At 44.7% G+C, this 18,357-nt stretch carries 14 protein-coding genes and 1 pseudogene; 7 read left to right on the top strand and 8 right to left on the bottom strand.

The annotated features are described in order from the left end of the window. Nucleotides 1-191 precede the first annotated feature (191 nt). Nucleotides 192-3,812, top strand: coding sequence for a WD40 repeat domain-containing protein (locus tag NDI44_RS27490; RefSeq protein ID WP_190416179.1), 3,621 nt, complete (start codon nucleotides 192-194; stop codon nucleotides 3,810-3,812). A 1,062-nt stretch (nucleotides 3,813-4,874) separates the two neighbouring features. Here the strand turns inward: NDI44_RS27490 and NDI44_RS27495 are convergent. The 3 genes from NDI44_RS27495 to NDI44_RS27505 form a co-directional block, all read right to left on the bottom strand. Further along, nucleotides 4,875-5,606: a hypothetical protein gene (locus NDI44_RS27495; RefSeq protein WP_190416180.1), complete on the bottom strand. Its 732-nt coding sequence runs from the start codon at nucleotides 5,604-5,606 to the stop codon at nucleotides 4,875-4,877. Nucleotides 5,607-6,030: 424 nt separating this feature from the next. Continuing rightward, nucleotides 6,031-6,609, bottom strand: a complete 579-nt coding sequence (locus NDI44_RS27500) for a calcium-binding protein (RefSeq protein ID WP_190416181.1) — start codon at nucleotides 6,607-6,609, stop codon at nucleotides 6,031-6,033. Nucleotides 6,610-7,254: 645 nt separating this feature from the next. Further along, nucleotides 7,255-8,673, bottom strand: coding sequence for an MFS transporter (locus tag NDI44_RS27505; protein WP_190416182.1), 1,419 nt, complete (start codon nucleotides 8,671-8,673; stop codon nucleotides 7,255-7,257). Nucleotides 8,674-9,215: 542 nt separating this feature from the next. Here NDI44_RS27505 and NDI44_RS27510 point away from each other — a divergent pair. The 4 genes and pseudogenes from NDI44_RS27510 to NDI44_RS27525 all read left to right on the top strand — a co-directional run bounded on the left by NDI44_RS27510 (nucleotide 9,216) and on the right by NDI44_RS27525 (nucleotide 12,691). Then, nucleotides 9,216-10,913 (top strand): annotated as a pseudogene (locus tag NDI44_RS27510) (leucine-rich repeat domain-containing protein). A 285-nt stretch (nucleotides 10,914-11,198) separates the two neighbouring features. After that, nucleotides 11,199-11,834: an AAA family ATPase gene (locus NDI44_RS27515; RefSeq protein ID WP_190416183.1), complete on the top strand. Its 636-nt coding sequence runs from the start codon at nucleotides 11,199-11,201 to the stop codon at nucleotides 11,832-11,834. Beyond that, entirely contained in the window at nucleotides 11,831-12,139 is a 309-nt protein-coding gene (locus NDI44_RS27520; protein WP_190416184.1) for a ribbon-helix-helix domain-containing protein, read from the top strand. Before NDI44_RS27515 ends, NDI44_RS27520 begins: the two co-directional genes overlap by 4 nt. A gap of 156 nt (nucleotides 12,140-12,295) precedes the next feature. After that, nucleotides 12,296-12,691 (top strand): nuclear transport factor 2 family protein, encoded by a 396-nt coding sequence (locus NDI44_RS27525; protein ID WP_190416185.1) that lies wholly within the window; start codon nucleotides 12,296-12,298, stop codon nucleotides 12,689-12,691. Here the strand turns inward: NDI44_RS27525 and NDI44_RS27530 are convergent. Continuing rightward, complete coding sequence (locus NDI44_RS27530) at nucleotides 12,675-12,884, bottom strand: recombinase family protein (protein ID WP_190416186.1); 210 nt, start codon at nucleotides 12,882-12,884, stop codon at nucleotides 12,675-12,677. The genes NDI44_RS27525 and NDI44_RS27530 overlap by 17 nt on opposite strands. Before the next feature lie 660 nt (nucleotides 12,885-13,544). On the opposite strand from NDI44_RS27530, the gene NDI44_RS27535 reads away from it, so the two are divergent. Further along, nucleotides 13,545-14,045 carry a hypothetical protein gene (locus tag NDI44_RS27535; RefSeq protein WP_190416187.1) on the top strand — a complete coding sequence of 167 codons (501 nt, stop codon included), beginning with the start codon at nucleotides 13,545-13,547 and terminating at the stop codon, nucleotides 14,043-14,045. Nucleotides 14,046-14,202: 157 nt separating this feature from the next. Next, the gene (locus NDI44_RS27540; protein WP_199305062.1) at nucleotides 14,203-14,841 is read left to right on the top strand and encodes a hypothetical protein; all 639 of its coding nucleotides are present in this window, start codon (nucleotides 14,203-14,205) and stop codon (nucleotides 14,839-14,841) included. A 464-nt stretch (nucleotides 14,842-15,305) separates the two neighbouring features. On the opposite strand, the gene NDI44_RS27545 is transcribed toward NDI44_RS27540, so the two are convergent. From NDI44_RS27545 to NDI44_RS27560, 4 genes are all read right to left on the bottom strand, one after another. Further along, the gene (locus NDI44_RS27545; RefSeq protein WP_190416188.1) at nucleotides 15,306-16,406 is read right to left on the bottom strand and encodes a hypothetical protein; all 1,101 of its coding nucleotides are present in this window, start codon (nucleotides 16,404-16,406) and stop codon (nucleotides 15,306-15,308) included. A gap of 2 nt (nucleotides 16,407-16,408) precedes the next feature. Then, nucleotides 16,409-16,621 (bottom strand): hypothetical protein, encoded by a 213-nt coding sequence (locus NDI44_RS27550; protein ID WP_190416189.1) that lies wholly within the window; start codon nucleotides 16,619-16,621, stop codon nucleotides 16,409-16,411. Nucleotides 16,622-16,848: 227 nt separating this feature from the next. After that, the gene (locus tag NDI44_RS27555) at nucleotides 16,849-17,121 is read right to left on the bottom strand and encodes a CopG family transcriptional regulator (RefSeq protein WP_190416190.1); all 273 of its coding nucleotides are present in this window, start codon (nucleotides 17,119-17,121) and stop codon (nucleotides 16,849-16,851) included. Continuing rightward, entirely contained in the window at nucleotides 17,121-17,762 is a 642-nt protein-coding gene (locus NDI44_RS27560; RefSeq protein WP_190416191.1) for an AAA family ATPase, read from the bottom strand. The genes NDI44_RS27555 and NDI44_RS27560 overlap by 1 nt, the downstream gene beginning before the upstream one ends. Nucleotides 17,763-18,357: the final 595 nt, after the last annotated feature.

An 18,357-nucleotide genomic window follows, 5' to 3' on the forward strand; every position in this document is an offset into this window, starting at 1 on the left:
AGTGCTACTTGAGTTAAATTTCCGAATGGAGTATCAAAGTACACTTTTGGTACTGCTAAATTTTTAAGCGAGTATTTTGGCAAACGGTCAAATTTAGGAGTAAATCGCTAAAGCAGAATCTTTTACAAATTTGCCTCTAGTTTGACAATACAGATACAATACTGAGCATTTATATTAGGAGGTCTTCACTCATGACTTCTGAGGAAGCCTTAGCCTTGCTAAACGAACTGCTTAAAGAGCAGAAGCTCAAAAATATTCATGAATTAGTGTTCTGCTACAGTTGGCAAGGATTAACTTATCCAGAAATTGCTAAGCAGGTCGGTTACGACACGAGCTACATTCGCAACATTGGACAAGAGCTTTGGTTTCAACTCAGTCAAGCTTTTGAAGAACCAGTCACCAAGAAAAACATTCAATCCGTTCTACGTCGGCAGCTTGCTCAAAATCAACACACTGCTTTAGCAAATCAAAGCAAGAAAGATATAGCAATTTCTTCACAAGCAGACAGTGAACCCACGTTACTTGCGCAATCGAATTTGTCTGTTAACACGAACCAATATCAGCATTGGGGAGAGTCGATTGATGTCTCAATCTTCTACGGTCGTCAGGCAGAAATGGCGCTGCTGCATGAATGGATTGAATCCGATCGCTGTCGGCTCGTTGCACTCATTGGCATGGGTGGTATCGGTAAAACCGCACTAGCAGCAAAGCTAGCCGAACAGCTTCAAAATAAGTTTGAGTATTTAGTTTGGCAATCGTTACGCAATGCGCCACCGATTGAAATCGTTCTCACTCAGCTACTTAAATTTTTTGCTAATCAGCAAGAAGTAACTCAGGCTGAATCATTGGATGGGCAGATTTCTCAACTCATTGAGCGGTTGCGTTCTTCGCGCTGCTTGATCGTGTTTGATAATGTCGAAGCCATTCTAGATGGAGTGCAAGCAGGACAGTATCGATCGGGCTACGAGCAGTACGACGAATTCTTGAGGCGCATCGGGAGCGAACATCATTCAAGCTGTTTATTATTAACAAGTCGAGAGAAGCCGAAAACACTCTTTCCGCTCGAAGGTGAAATTTTGCCTGTGCGATCGCTCTCCCTAACCGGACTGAACACAGCAGCCGTTCAATCGCTCTTTCAAGCAGACGGCTTTATCTGCAATTCTGACGAGTGGCAAAATTTAACAACTTCTTATTCAGGCAACCCGCTGGCGCTAAAAATTGTCTTGGCAACCATTCGAGATGTCTTTGATGGCAACATTACGCAGTTCTTAGAGCAGGGCACGATCGCGTTTGGCGACATTACGTTGCTACTTGACGAACAGTTTCAACGACTCAGTGAACTTGAAAAGCAAACAATGTACTGGTTAGCGATCGCTCGCGAATGGATTTCGATCGCTCAGTTACGAGAAGATTTTATTAACGACAGTTCAAGAACAGAACTACTTGACGTTTTGCTTTCGTTACGGCAGAGATCGCTGATCGAGAAGAACGCTGGACGGTTTACCTTACAGCCCGTTGTGATGGAGTATGTAACCGAACAGCTAATCGATCGCGTTTGCAAAGAAATTCATACTCAAAATCCTGATTTATTCATCAGTCATACTCTGATCAAAGCACAGGAAAAAGACTACATTCGTGACAGTCAAATCCGCGTTATTCTTGCACCGCTGACAGCAAGTTTGGTGAATCAATTTCGATCGAAAAAAGAGATTAAACATCACCTTGATAGGATTTTGTCTACGCTGCGATCGCAGTCTTCTAGAGTAGAGGGCTATGCAGGAGGAAATATTATTAACCTGCTGCGATCGCTTGAAATTGACCTAAACGATTACGATTTCTCGCACCTGAGTATTTGGCAGGCATATCTGGTTGGCACAATGCTACATCGTACTAATTTTGCCAATGCTGATCTAGCTAAATCTGTTTTTACAGATGCTCTCGATGGAGCAACCTGGATTGCCTTTAGTCCTGACGGTGAGCAATTTGCGATTGGTCTGATTGATGGTAAGACGCGAGTTTATCAAACGGCAACTTATCAAGAACTGCTGGCTTTAGAAGGACATCTTTCTTGGACTGCCTGCGCTGCATTTAGCCCTAATGGTGAATTTTTAGCAACGGCAAGTCTAGACCACACCATTAAGCTGTGGAGTTTGGCAACAGGTCAATGTTGTAAAACGTTTGAGGGACATACAGGCTGGGCTGTATCTGTTGCCTTTAGCCCTAATGGTGAAACGTTAATCAGCTGTGGCAACGATCGCACAGTCAAGCTGTGGAATATCGCAACCCAGCAGTGTGTAACGCTGGTTGGACATACTGATTTTGTCATTGGCGTTGCGGTGAGTCCCAATGGTGAAACGATCGCCAGTTGTAGTTATGACCAAACCATCAAATTATGGCAGGTAGCAACTGGACAGCTGATTCACACCTTGCACGGACATACCGCTTATGTCCGCGCTGTTGCCTTTAGCCCAGATGGTCAAACGCTAGCGAGTGGAAGTTGGGATCGCACCATTCGTCTATGGAATATGGAAACCAAAACCTGCTTCAGTATGCTTCAAGGACATACCGATTCAGTGGCTTCGATCGCCTTTAGTCCAAATCAGCAAATCTTGGTCAGTGCAGGATTTGACTGCACCGTGCGGCTGTGGGAAATCGAGACTGGACGCTGTTTGAATGTGTTGCAAAAGCATTCGGGTTGGGTTTGGTCGGTTGCATTTCATCCAGACGGTCACAGCTTTGCCAGTTGCAGCCCCGATCGCACCGTAATTTTTTGGAACACCGAAACCCAAGAGGCGATTAAAACGCTGCACGGCTACAGCGCTAACATCCGCTCGATCGCGTTTAGCCCCACAACACCCGTTTTAGCCAGCAGCAGTGATGATGCCACCGTGCGACTGTGGGATGTTTCTACTGCTCACGCTGCCTTTAGCAGAGCGCTGAGAGGGCATAGACATCGAATCTGGGCGGTTGCCTTCAGCCCGGACGGTCAAATGGTCGCCAGCAGTGACGACAGAGGTGAGATTCGCTTGTGGGCGGTGGCAACGGGTCAACCGCTGCGGGTCTTGCAAAGCAGCGCCGCAATCGCCAACCCCGTTTACACGCTCGCCTTTTCTCCCGACGGTCAGACGTTGTGCAGCGGCGGCATCGATCGCGTTATTCGCTTTTGGAACATTCACACCGGCGAATGCAAAACCACGCTGCCTCTCAACACTCGCGCTTGGACAGTGGCGTTTAGCTCGGATGGTAAGACGTTAGCGAGTGGCTGCGAGGATAAGCTGATTCAGCTTTGGAATATCGAGACGGGCGACTGTCTCAAAACCCTACAGGGACATAAAGGCATGATCTTTTCAGTGGCTTATGCGCCCGACGATCGCACGATTGCTAGCAGCAGCGATGACAAGACAGTGCGATTATGGGACGTTCAAACGGGCAAATGTCAAACATTACAAGGTCATACGGCTCCTATATGGACGGTTCAATTTTGCCCGGCAGACAGTATCCGCCCATTAGTCGTTAGCAGCAGCCTCGACAAAACAGTTCGCCTCTGGGATGTTGAGTCGGGGGAATGCCTTCAAATCTTGACACATCAGACGGAGGTGTGGTCTGTTGCTTGTAGAGAAGATAGTGAGATTTTGGCAAGCGGTAGCAGCGATGGCGCGATTAAGCTTTGGCAGGTCGAGACAGGAGAATGTTTAGATACCTTGCGATCGCCTCGTCTCTACGAAGGGATGAACATCAGCGGCACAACTGGTTTGACTGAAGCTCAAAAAGCAACCCTCAAAGCGTTAGGAGCTATTGAACAAGTAGGGTGACGACGACGAGATTATATAAAGTGAATTTTGTGCGATCTGCATTGATTTCACCTCGCGAACAGAACTGTCAGATAACAAATTATTTGTCGCTGTTAACACATTAGTATCGTTAATCCAAAAATCCTTCAAATCTTTTCCAGTAGGGGGTTATGGGCTAAGTAACACTTTGTAAGGATTCCTCTTTAAAGCCATAATTGTCTTAAATACAGCATTTCTTCATTTAAATATATCTAGGCTTTAATAGCGATAGAAACGCTCAACGACAAAAATTTTTTAAGACGACAAATGATCTGTCATTCGACAATTGTTCTCACGTGTTAGTTTTCAAGAATGTGTAATCACAAATGTTTTTTAAAAGTAACTTCCAATTGAAGTTGACCTGTACTCTGATAGGCTCAGCAGCGGTAGCAGTTTCCTACTTTCTTTGCGTTTATTCCTATTTATCGAATATCCAAACCCCAGACTAGTAAAGTGTAATACCCATCATGACAGCCACGGACGATTACCAGAAGTCACATTAAGTTCGTCGTCAACTGCAAGAAGTAAAGTGGCAGGTACGAATACGAATCGTCTGCTCTCCGGTAACCTGGCAATCTACTACAAACATTCTATCTTCAAAACTGAAGTTCCTGATTAACTGACGATAGATATCATAAATAATTGGGGGTAAACTATCTGAGTGATTATTACCATTCCACAACTGTTGACAGATTTCTCTAGCTTTTGGATTCAGATATATAGGTTGTAAATTTGGAGATACTAACATCACTCCTTCTGAATCATCTCAAGTAGCATGCTTTGAAAGATGTCGATGTTAGGAAGAAAACTTATGCGGTTCTGCTCCATTTTTTCTATCATTGCTGTATCGTATTAAAAACTACAAAAGCAAGCTGACTGTATGCTACGAGGCTAAAGCCTTGTAGAGACGTTGCATGCAACGTCTCTACAACTGGGGTAAAAAAGGGGACACTAAAAGCAGATTCTGTAAGGGTTGATTCTAGTTAGATTTCTGCATAGCTTGAGCTAAAGTATTACTTGCAAACAACTCAACCAATGTATCCACTATGTAAATTGATGGTTGTTGAGTTTGATTGCTGAAGGTAGACGAACAAACGAATGTCTTTTCGCATAGTCAAGAAGTTCGTGTGTCCAGGATTCAAATAATGCGAAAACTTCATCAACGAGAGAGAGGCAACGTGCTTGGGTTGACTCATCCAAAAGAATTTTAGCAATTTCGCTGTGATCGCTGCCGACCGAATGACCGGACTCTAAACTGAAGTGAAATTCTCCACAGTAACGCAGCTCGATCCCGCGTCGGGTTTCAATTGTCTTCGCTAAATTAAGCATCGTACTGAAGAGCACATTTCCCGTCTCCTCAATCGCCTCAATAATGGCAATACGTTCTACTGCATTTGCCCCGGAAATGAGAACAGCAAGTCGGTAAGTCAGGATGCGATTTTGGCGTGTTTCGTCGCTCCAGAGAAAACGCATCCATGATGTGGGGCTACACAGATGATCGAAACCGAGCTTAGTAAAATCTTCAAGATACCAAGGCCAATGATGATCGTCCTCATAGGTATGCATATTTACTTGGTGTTGGTATGTATTGCTTGTTGGTTCCTCTCGTAGCATGTACTTATTGATGTCCCCAAAGCTCAAAATAAAGTGCGCCATGCAAGGGTAGAAACCAAGCCTCTCTTCTTCAGTAAAACTGGAGTCGCGCATATATTGAAATAAGGGCAAATTGGAGTAAGTTTGCTTATTTTGCGAGATTTTTTTCAGGACGTATTTCATGATTATCTTTTCCGATTCAACTCAATAGCGGTATGGGAAATGATTGTCTCTCTTTGAATCAATTCATCAGAGACTGAGCGCCAAACATCAAGAGGCTGTGTTTCCGCAATCTCACCTTGTAATCCCTGGTGATTCAAGGCGGCTCGAATTTGGCTAATTCAATTTACGAGCGTTTTTTTGTGTGAAAGAGATGTTTATTTTCGATGAGAAACTTTCACTGGGTTTGCTGAATAATCTCCGGAGTTTGCCGATGCTTTGGCACACTTGCAGGATATAGTCACCTGCTTTCATCAGCTCGCTGATGGTATCGAGGTTATCCTTAAGATTACTTGTGCCATGTTCTACTAGTTGATTGGACAGGCAAAAGAGCTATCCTACAGGACTCTATCTCTTTTGCCTGAGTGAAAGTTAAACAACCTGTCACCTACGCAGAAACTAAGTCAAAGGAAGCAAACACATTGGTCGTGTCTTGCACAACCGCAATGAGATTACCATTTTTGTGGATGAGCGTATCCAGTGCGGAACCACCAGAGAAATTTTGGGTCTTTGTCAGCGTGTAACTGCTATCAAAGATACTGCCGTTAATCCGAATTTTGTCACCTTCACTGGATTTGAAGTCGGTAATTGTGGCAAAACCGGATTCGAGGTAGTGAGAGCCAATCGTATCTCCGAGCACAAATGTGTCGGCTCCGCCGCCGCCACTCAGAACGTCTTTTTCATCTACACCAAGAAACGAGTAGCCGGTCAGAACATCATTACCTTCACCACCGAAGAGGAAGTCTTGTCCCTTGCCACCTACAAGTTTGTCATTATCCGCGCCACCGAAGAGGGAGTCATTGCCATCGTCACCTCGCAACTCGTCCTTGCCATTGCCACCGATGAGTAAGTCAGCGCCTCCTTGACCGAAGACAAGATCATCGCCGTCTAAAGCATTGATGAAGTTATCTAAGCTATCACCAAAAAGAAAGTCACTTCCATTGGTTGGGGTTCCTATAACTGCCATTGTTTTGTTTTCCTTTTTTGTGTATGTGTGTATGAGCGTTGAACGTCTGCTCCTCGCCCAGCCCAAAGCCACCTGTAGCCTTGCTACAAGTCTGAGCAAACGGTTTGGCTGATTTAAACTGGTCAGGTTGCCTCGAAAGCATTAGGTCAAGCAGGGGCTTTGGGTTGATTGCTTCTAAGGGCAGCCTGAGTAAAGCTGAGTATGAATCTGGCCTGGGTTGAGGAAGTTGTGAATCGTCAGCAGGTCAGTTTGCTTTGTCTTCTCAACTCGCGGCTTCATCGCTCATATATTCAGAATAAGAGCTAGCTCTCTGCTTGTCGGTTTGAAAAAGTCAGATTAAAAGTCGGAAAAGATCACATTCTGATGTTGGGTGCTGATCGGGATGGGTGGAGCGCTCGCTACGACAAATGTACAGTGCCCAATTAAATGACATCGAGCCAAATTTGTGTCGCTCGTGCAAAGTCGCTCTAGTGCAAGATTGCACACAAAGTTTGCGCGAGCGACCTATCCTCTGCTCCAAACGATTACGTGCCCTGGCTCCAAGCCCAAAAGCAGCTAAGTCTAGCTTTGCTGCTTTAAGGACACTAATATGTCTCCACGACAATTAAAAAGTCACTGTACAAGAGGAGCGACGCTGTATTTGCTCTACGCATTCCTGCGTTCTAGGAGTGCGAGCAGGATTTCCCTATGCCTTTGGCGACTAATTGGATAGAAGTATGCCCAAACCAAACCCCCAATTAACACTAACGCTGGCACGGGACCGAGTAGCAGGCGGATTGCCCATAGGGCTGAATCAGGTTGAGTAGGAAGCGGCTGTCCGGCAGTGCTAGAGATGAATCCAGACCAGTCTAAGGTCTTACCGACCAGGAAAAGTGCGATCGCCACACCGATTTTTTGCAGATGCACAACAAAGCCATAGTAAATTCCCTCTCGGCGATGTCCGGTGTTGAGTTCATCGAGATCTACAACATCTGGAAGCATCGACCAAGGTACTAAGTAAGCGGTAGACAGACCAAGCCCTACGATGATCGCCAAGACATACAGCAATCCCACTTGGCTCGGTTGTAGAAAATAGAATCCAATCAACGCACAAATCGTAAAGGGAATCCCCATGCAGTAAATCGCTCGTTTCCCGACTCGTTGAGCGACTGCACTCCAGAAAAATGTCATGCTGAGGGCTGTGCCTTGGACAACTAGTGCTGTTTGGGTAAAATGTCGGTCTGGCAGCCCCATCCAGTTAATTACAAAGTACGGTAACATTGCCGCTGTTAGCTGTAGACCTAACCAGGAACACAAATAGATACCGATAACGCATAAAAATGGAAAATTGGTGAAAGCAATCTGAATTTGTTGCCATAGGGGTAAAGATGGCTCTTGAGCTGCCTGATTACGTTCGGTTTGGACTCTCTTGTAACGTCCATAGGTACCCCAAACACAGAGGTAAACGGAACAGATAATTATTCCCCCACAGACAGCACCTAGAATTAGATACTTTTTGGAAGGGTCAGCAATCTTGGCAAAAATCGCCTGAGCCAAACTTAGGGAGAGGAGACTAGCGCTAATGCTAAAGACAGCTTTAAAGCTAATTAAACTGGTGCGTTCGTCATAGCCTTGAGTTAGTTCGGCAGCGAGAGTCCCGTGAGGAAGAGCCACCATTGTCACAGCGGTGTCCAATAGCAGAGCCATCCCGCTGTAGTACGCAAACAGTAGCCACTGATTCGTAGTGGGTGGAATAAACCAAAGCCAGAAGAAGCAAATTCCTAAGGGAATAGCTCCCCACAACATCCAAGGGTAGCGCCTCCCTAAAGGGGAACGAGTGCGATCGCTTAACCAACCAATCAGAGGGTCGTTGATGGCATCCCAGACTTTGGTAACGAGTAAGACACTTCCAGCCAAACTAGGATTTAACCCAGCTACATTTGTGAGAAAAAATAGTAGGAAGAATACCAAGATATTGCCCGGAATCTCTTTTCCGAGTTCTCCAACTCCATAAGCAAGTTTGGTTTTCAAATCCAGCCTTTCACTATCAGCCGTCAGAGCAATGGTATTAGGAGGATTAGTCATTGGGGAAGCGTGCAGCTATTTTGAGGTCATCATCCCACCTACAATGATCCCTAACAAGCAGATTTTGGCGTTGCTGAATGAAAGAATGAATCACGGTGGGACTGGTACGTTCCAGAATTGACCGTTTACGAGACACATTTCTGAGGTTGATACAACGCGCCTCAAATCAGGTGTTACCGTGTCTCATAACTCGTCTTTTTATCTATGCGTCATAAGACAGTTAATAAATGAATTGTAAGACATTGATTTGATTTGAAAGAAATGCAACTAAATAGTAAATCTATTCCCGAACCTATTCAGCCTGTGCCAGTATGTTGGAGTCCAAAGTAGCGATCGTAGTCATCAAGTCGCACATCAGTGGTATTTCTCGACTACAAAGCAAAAGTGCATCATCGGTTGAGCGAAGATTGAATATTCACACTTACTCTCGCCATTTAGAATCGGCTGGGTTAACTAAAAAAAGTATATTAAATGGCTAAGCGGTTTGGAGAACAGAACGCGCTTTGGATGCATAACTGAAATAACTGGGAAATTACTGTCTTATGTCCACACACAAGCCAAATCCGACCAGAAATTTCACTGCATTTGCCGATTGGTGTCGGCACAGAGACAGCCTCTCAGACGAGGAAAAGCATACAGTTGAAGTGCTGTTAAAGCATGCTGGCACTGATGACTACGATGAAGCCAATGAAATACTTTTAAGTTGCACTGAATTGGATCTCCGTCTCAACGAAATTAGTGACCTAAAGCCGCTATCCTCTCTCACCAACCTGACTAGCCTGACTCTCAACTGCAAAATTAGTGACCTAAAGCCGCTATCCTCGCTCACCAAACTGACTTACCTAAACCTCTACGAAAACCTAATTAGTGACCTAAAGCCACTATCTCCTCTCCTCAACCTAACTGACCTGAGCCTCGACTGCAACCAAATCAATGATATTTCGCCCCTATCCTCTCTTACCAACCTGACCACCCTGGGTCTCAGCAACAACCAAATTAATGATATTTCGCCGCTATCCTTTCTCACCAATCTGACTGGATTGTGTCTCGGCAGCAACCTTATTAGTGACCTAAAGCCACTATCAAATCTAACCAACCTGACTGACCTGAATCTTCAAGTCAACCTTATTAATGATTTTACGCCGCTATACTCCCTCACCAACTTGACTGAACTGAGACTAGACTTAAATGAAATTAGTGACCTAACCCCGGTGCGATCTATCTATAAAGAATGGCGTACTCTCTCAACAACTTCTATTGATTATCAACAAGCCCTTTGCGCCATAAAAGAAGCTTACGCATTTATATATCAAGCCGAACCTGAGATCGTTTTTTGCAGTAGCCCCAAAGCAGGTTTAACATCTCTAGCTAAATATCAAGCTAAACATAAATACTGGGAAGTACCATTACAAGAACAACTGTGCCAAACGACAAAGGAAAGATTTAGCCCAGTGCTGTGGGAAGCTCTGCAAGACGCAATGTATTTTCGACTAGGGCAGGAAATTAAGGAGCAACAGGAGTCCCAGTTAGGTGGTGACGTTTTATATCAATATAACTACCTTACTCCTGAAGACTTAGTTGAAGCCATTAGCCTGATGGAATATTGTGTCTCTAAATTTAGTTACGTCGTTACCAACAAGACTCAGCAAGCGTTGTACTGCCTCAACCAACTTCTAGAATACTGCGGCTGGATATTTCCTTATGAGAAAGTTTGTTTTGTGTGCGAGCGCCCCATCAAACTTTCTTTTGACAGTGAAAATCTCTTCCATGCCCTTGGCAAACCCGCCCTTCAATTTGCAGATGGCTATAGATTATACTCATATCACGGCGTAACCTTACCTGCAAAATATGGGGAATTACACCCTAAAAGATAGCAATCTCAATGGCTTTTAGAGGAGCAGAATGCAGAACTTCGTCGAGTATTAATTCAAGAGATTGGCTATGATAGGCTTTGCCAAGAGTTACAGGCAACTGAATTAGATATTTGGCAAGAATATACTTTATTAACAATAGATAACAATATCGATATAGAACCAATTCATTTATTAAAAATGACTTGCCCTAGCACTGGGTCGGTTCATAGCTTGCGCGTACCACAGGAAGTTAATTCAGCTCGTGAGGCCATTCGTTGGGTAAATTGGGAGTTGATCCAGAGGAATTTTCGATTCAAACATAAAGACGCCAACCGGAAGTCTGCAAAATCTGTTGATAAGCGGAACGGCAGCTTAGGGAATAGATAAATACTGATTGCCGTTACTGGAGCTTGATGCGGGAGAGGCGGCAGGAAAGAGCATCCGTCAAATAACACCCTCCACCTAAACCAGTATGGGGTTGGGTGAACGCAGCAACCGCGAAACCCTAATAAATCTGTTAGTCGCTGGCACTGACTCCACCGAAAAGAGTCCTTTTCGGTGGAGTCTAAACCCCTTATTCTGGCATACTGAATTTACGGGTCAAGCAAGTAGTTACTTTAAGCTTTTGAGTTGAGTAATTGAGTTGAGTAACTGAATTAAGTAGCTAGGCCTATGTCTGTTATTGCCTTCTGCAATCAAAAAGGGGGCTGTGGAAAAACCACAGCCAGCGTCAGCTTCGCTGTCTGGTTACACCGAAAAAAGAAAACCGTCAGCTTTTTGGATGCCGATCCACAAGGCAGCGGTTCGCTGTGGCTTTCTTCAATGCAACTCCCCATTCCCACAGTTAAGCTTTCAGATGCCAACGACTTAATTGAGCAAATCCCAGATTTATCAGAACAGACAGATTTTTTGGTCATTGACGGTGCGCCCAATACCAGTGAAGGCACCAGAGCGATTTTGTGCTTATCCGATATCTGCGCTACGCCCATTCAACCTACCGGCTTAGACCTGCACTCAGCTAGCGATGTACTTCGCTTAATTAAATCCGCTCAAAAAATTTCTGGGGGTCTGCCTAAACCCGTCATTTTTCTCAATCGTGCATTCAAGGGAACTCGGCTGAAGAAAGAGGCATTAGATGTTCTGGGCCAAGTTCCTAACGTCACGCTGCTCAAAACAGTGATTCACCAAAAACAGGCAATTTCTGACTGTTTCTCCCAGGAGACCTCGATCTGGGAGGTCAGAGGGGGAGAAGAATCAGCCAAGGAATTTGAATCTTTGTTCAAGGAAATTCTGAAGTTACTCAAATGACTCCCAAGAAACCCCGAAAGACTTTGAATGCAGCTGCTGACAAATTTATCTTTGGCGAACTAGAGCCTGAATCAGCAGATGAAAAACCGTCTTCTTCCCCACCCGTTCCAGAACCTGGAGGGCTGCTGGAAAAATTACAAAAGGAGGAGTCACCCAAAGAGCGACCCATTAGAGTCAGCCTAGACCTCTCGCCAGAAATGCACCGCCGTCTTACCAATCTTGCCAATCGCACTGGCAGAAAGAAATCTGAAGTGCTGCGAATTCTACTGGCTGAGGCTTTGGCAGAAGTTGAAGGGGGAGATTGAGTTGTGTCAATTGGAGCGGGGAAGATGCGTTGTTAAAGTACTGGGGTTAGCGATCGCTTACAGATGGCAGTCTAACCCTCTTGTGTCAAACTGGGGCGAAAGCTTGATTTTTCGTGGGCTATAAAGCCCTGCCGCATATACTTCACCACACCTATTATGTCAGATAAATCTGCACCAGAAATTGAACTGATACGCGCGGCGTATGCTGCCTTCAACGCGCGAGATATTGATGCCGCCCTCGCCCTCATGACTCCCGACGTGGCTTGGCCGAAAGCGTTCAAAGGCGGTTTTATTCGTGGGACTGAAGAAGTCCGCGCTTACTGGACGGAGCAGTGGAGCGAAATTAATCCACACGTCGAGCCGGTTGCCTTTTGCCCGGAGGATGCTGGGCAGGTTTTGGTGGAGGTGCATCAGGTCGTGCACGATCTTGCCGGAGCTGTGCTTGCCGATGAGCACGTTGGTCATCGTTATACCATTGAGCATGGCTTAATTCAAAAGATGGAAATCTGTCCACCTTCATTGTCGGGTCATGAGCCTAACAAGGCGCTATAACGAACGGCGGGGGGTAGTATCTGGCGCAAAAGAGGTCTAGCGCCTCTGACGCTGTCTCCTTATAAACTGCCACAATTTCCAAACCCGATAGTTGTACGTAACTAACCAAGTCTCTTTCGCGGCGCTCGCAACTTTGCTCATCCGTGGAAACGCGACAATAAATGGCAACCCGATACAGCTTTAACTGTCCCATCTAAACCCCTAAAAATTTAGCGACCAGGATGCTCTTTCCAGTGTCCGAAAAGTACCCCATTGTCCCATTTAGAGAAGTCTTTTATTGGGACAAGTGACTCAGCTAAGAGGGTGTTTTGGTTAAATTGATGCACAGTGCCAAATTAAATGACATCAAGACTTTCTTTGTGTCACTCGCGCAAAGTTTCTCTACTGCAAGATTGCAGAAAAAGTTTGCGTGCGCGATCTATTACCAACTCCTTGGGGATTTGAAGAGGTATAAGCGGCTAAAATCACCCCAGACCTTGAATCAGACATAATTCATCAGCGGTAAAGTGGACTCCTCACAGAGCAGAAAGTGAAATCCTGTTTGTAACGAATAATGACGGATTAAACAAATTCCCCAAAGAAGGACTGACTGAGGACGAAATACAATCAGGTGCTTGAGAACTAACTCTTAAGTAGCAATCTCCCCGCAAAAAATTCACGGGTGCGCTCACTGCCTTCTCACAAAGAGGAGTTCCAATTGAATTCGACTTGATTTGATTCGTAACTAGCACCACATTTGAAGCAGTCATCATCAATGGCATGACTGGAATTTTGCCGTAGGGGCAGAATCCCTCTGCAATCAGTTCTATTCGCTAGCCTTCCTGTTCTCTAAAATTCTAAATTAGGAGTTGTAATGAAAAAATTATCACTTCGATTACTTACTGCTTGCGTCATTGCTTTTCCCCTTTGTTTCTATGGTTATATTGCACTCCTTATATTCGCTGTTCCACGTCTATTAGGTTCGGGTAGTGCCTTTCCAACTTATTCTGGGTTTTACCTTCAACATCCGAGTCTTGTTGGAAAAGCGTCTAACCTCCAATGTGTAAACAATAACCCAAACGATGCCTCTGACGGTTATTCCTACTACTGCCGCTTCAATGTGAACTCATCAAATATTGAGCAGTTTATCAAGGAGAAAAAATTCGTAGTTCGGAAATTCCCAGAAGATTGTGACTCAATGAATGTGGCAGCTTCAGGGGGGTATTATTCTCCAGAGCCGCAATGGAGCGGACCAGAACTGGAGGTTGGAAGAGTATGCTACGCAGCAACTCATAATAAATATGATAATACCAGTAGGACTTATCTGATATATTCTCCAAAAAATCAATTAGCCTATCTTAAAGGAACTGATTAATTCTGACTGCACGTAACTGACAAAAAAGGCATAATTCTCGTAATTTTACTCAGTCTCTCAAACGGTTGTTTTTACTACTACTGCCTGTGCCTGTGTGGATAGACTGATACAGTCTGCAAAACCTGTTTTTTTAAAATACATAGAGGTATTCAAAGGTATGAAAAGTTTAGTATTGGCTACTGCTGGAGCAGTATTTATGGCTCTAGGAATGCTAGGGGAAGTGCGACAAGCTTCAGCCGCTTCTATCATTCAAGATAAAACTGATGGTGCCTATCAAATACTGTTTTTTTCGCCGATTGGTCAAACGTTTACAGCAGAAGATAATTCCATTAAATCCATAGGCTTTTATATTCGAGATTTTAATCCAACTGCTGCACCAAATGATTTTTCTATAACCGTGAGCCTATACAAGGGAACAAGTGGTGTTTTCTTAGGAAGCGGAGTTTTTGACGATCTTGTTAATGGATTTCAGGGATATGCTGATGTGGATTTTTCTTCTATTGCTTTAACAGCGGGTAATACTTACACAGCGATTGTAGAAGATGATACGGTTCGCTGGGGTTTGAGCATTGCCTCTGATTTAGGAGATTTGTATCCAGGTGGTGTTGCAATCACTAACGGTAATCTACAAGACAATCTCGATACACGATTTCGCGTGTTAATAGCCGAAACCGAAAGCGTAACTGAACCAAATTCAGTGCTAGGTTTACTGGCGTTTGGTACTTTAGGTGCAGCTTCGTTTCTGAAACGCTGCCAAAAGAAGCAATCAGTTAGTAGTGTTACAAGCAATGTTTAATATTTAGATGTTGTAACTACGCAATTTTGCCACAATTAACAGTCGGGTAAGCACTCTTATTCTACATTTGAGAGGAGTCTATTTTTGTAGACTCCTCTTCAAGCTATATACGGGTATCAAATCAGCGCCTTAGTAAAATTTAAAAATTTAACGTATAGATTTGATACAAGTGATCGCCGCTTTAAGTTTCAATTGGAACTTAATTGAGGTGGGTCTTCATTAATCTCGAATTGTGCGATCGCGTTTTCTCAAGTTGATTTTTCGTTGAGCAGCGCTTCCTAATAGAGACGGGAAAGTAAGGACGGTACTAGTTATTTTGAAAAACAGAGAATTAACGGCTGCGGCTCCCTACTGATATCTACGCGGCTGGAGAGCAGTGCAATTAAAAACTCCATTGGGTTGAGTAGACCACCTGACAACCAGCACTGAAGTGGGTCAGATGAGATGGTTACACAAAACACTAATTACGGCTGAGAGACCACTTTTGGCTTTGGTTTTGGCTTTGGGGCAGAAGGAGTCTTACGGGGAGAGTGAGCAGCATCATTATGGGAACGTGCATCATCTCGCTGACGAGCTTTTGAAGCCTCCAGTCTTGTCTTGGCAACCTCAAACTTATCCTTCTTACCCGCTTTTAAGTATTTAGGAGGTTCAGCGCTAGGGATTGCTAAAAGGGAAATGAATTCAAAAGTATTCCGCTCACTGTTAAACCGAGCCTTAATCTGAACAAAGAACGCTTTACCCTGAGTTTCTTTGTTTAACTTGGGGTTGAAACGGAATGGAGGCACAAGGGCATCTTTCCAGAACACAGGAAGGTGAGAAGCCTTCATGAAATTCACTTTTTTGTCCACCTCTGCCGATTTAATGAACTCAAGGCGTTCCTGATTAAAGTTCTTAAACACGGAAATGCACGGGATTCGGCAAACGGGAATGAATTGCCATAAACCGCAGATTTTAAACTCCAAATCTTGCAGGTCACTAGAAACCCCAGTATTGGATTCAGCCGTTCCATGCTTCACAAAACCAACCAGTTGAAACGTGAGAGAGTATGGTTGTTTCCCGCCAGGATAATGAGTAATTCGGGGATAGACGATTAACTTCTGCTGAGAGATGCCAGTTGTCTCAATCTCTTTTTTGAGCGCTATGTAAGCCTGCTTGTGGGAGCTGGAATAATAGAGTGGATAGGTTTTGCCCCCGACACTCACAAAAGTTTTTTCCGCTTCAAAAGTGACCTCAACCGTGAGAATGCCTACCGCCTGGAAGAAAGCGCGCGGCGCATTAGGAGAAGAGGCAGAGGAATCGCTTGGTTCCGGAACTGGCTCCTCTGTTGGGGGAGAGTCGAAAGTTACAGGAACTAATGAGGTGTCAAGGGAAGGCTCCCAGGAGTCAACCGTTTGAGGTTCTACTGGCACAGGGGTTGATGCGGCATCATCAATAGGGTTTTCAATAGATGCAGTACTGGGTTGTACATTCTCTGGCGCTACTTTTTGAGGAGACGGCTGAACCGCAAGAATATTTGATTTATCGGTAAGGGCTGTCTTCTTCTTCTGTGGACGTTTTTTGGTCATATTCACTCAGATAAAACTCGCATCTGTCGTAGAGAGCGTAACTCAGAACCCCGGAATAGATGAATTAAACTCATACTTGGCTTCAAGCGATTGATGTAGAGCGTATCCCTATTGAAATTGACTGGCTCCCAGTGCAACGCCACTAACGAGAGAAACTCGTCAACCATGCCGATAGGCAATGCAAAATTAGGGTAGCATCCCAATAGCCATGTCACCCAATCCCTTGTGCTGCAAACATATTATCGATTGATGTGAGAGCATCGTCGCCAGAATCAAGAACGAGAGTGCTTGCAAACTGCACCCCGATACTTTGAATAAAAGAAGGAGGAGCAGGATTATTGAAAATTTTAGTGCTAGAGAAAAGGATGCTTTCGTGTGGGTGCGATCGCATTCTCTCAAGTGCCAATTGGCACTTGATTCAGTAATTCAGTATTGCAGTAGCTTAATCTTCTACATCCTGTAATGCAGCATCCAAAAGCTCTCGGATGATATCGACTTTTTTCCTCCCGGTTCTTGCCGCCAAAATTGACAGCTTGCGATACATCGATTCGGTCAGATCGGAGGTAACGCGAATCATCCTTTCTTTTGGCGGGGCTTCAACTGGGGGCATTGGGTTATCTTTCTTCGGTTCGGGCTGTGGAGTGGTTGGTTGCCCGTAAACGAACTGCTTGGCGAGATCGTCGTCATTATTTAGGGGCTTACGTTTTTTAGCCATTACACAAGCCTCAGAATTTCTTTGAATAATTGCTCAAATTCTGCCGCCGCATCAGCAGCTCCACTTCCAGGTAAATCCCAAACGGTTGCTGCCTGCCCAAATGCATCTGCCGTAGATTGCCGCTGGTGAACAATTGTTTTCAGGGCTGTTAGGTCAGGAATCTTTTGAAGTACCGCGATCGCTTCAGTTTTTAACTTGGTATTCTTCTGGGCACGGCTCAGGAAGATTGCTGCCCTTGGTAAACCACCCCGAACTGACTGAGCCTGTTTGATTAACCGGACAGTATCAGCTGCGGCATCCAGATCCAATTTGCTTGGTTGACATGGAATAACAGCCAGGTCGGTACGAAACAGAATCGCTCTGGTTGACTCGGCTAAACTTCCTGCCCCATCAACGACCAAAAAATCTACCGATTCAGCGAAGACTGGAATTTGGTCAAGTAAGTCGTCGGGAGTGGTTAGGGCAGTTACCGGGATTGTGCTTTCCATAGAACTGAGCCATCTGGAAAGCGATCGCTGGGGGTCGCCATCAACAACCTGTACATTTTTCTTTTTTTTAGTAGCTAGCCAGTAAGCAAAATGAAGGGCAGACGTGGATTTCGTGCTGCCCCCCTTCTCATTAATGAAAGAGATAACCGTCATACTCAAATACTGAATTACTTAATTCAGTATGCCAGAATGAGCTAAGCTAAACTCCGCCTAATTGGACTCTTTTCGGTGGAGTTACCACCAGCGGCTAACGGATTCATAAGCGTTTCACTGGTACTGGATTCATCCAACCAAATACTGTTTTAGGTGGAGTTGCTATGAGAATCCAGACCGCTGATTAAGCAAGCCCGACCGGACAACAAACGAGATTATTTAGCCCTGATAGCACCGCGCACTAATAGTAATCGAGTTTTGAAGTCTTACAAGGTTACGTTTTGCAGAGTCCGGCACGGTTCTTTTTGTCAGTTAACTTCTATCAGCCTAAGTTCACCCGTATCGGATACGCGACGCTTCCTTTGCGAGATGCACTTAATAAGAGTCAGCCCAGATGCAACGATTTTTAGCTGATGAGAGTTGTAATCGTGAGATTTTTCTGGGTGAAAGCTTTACTCATCAAAGGTTTTAACGATTTAAACGTCTTGAATTCTACAGAAAAGAGAGGTCGAAACATTCGCTCAGCAAAGGTTCTAGCCTTAAAGTTGTTTTTGCCGCGTTTGCTAAACAACCGGATTCAATGCGGTCATCGAGA

This window comes from Trichocoleus sp. DQ-A3, assembly GCF_039961975.1.
In the GTDB taxonomy this organism is placed as follows: domain Bacteria; phylum Cyanobacteriota; class Cyanobacteriia; order Cyanobacteriales; family FACHB-T130; genus FACHB-T130.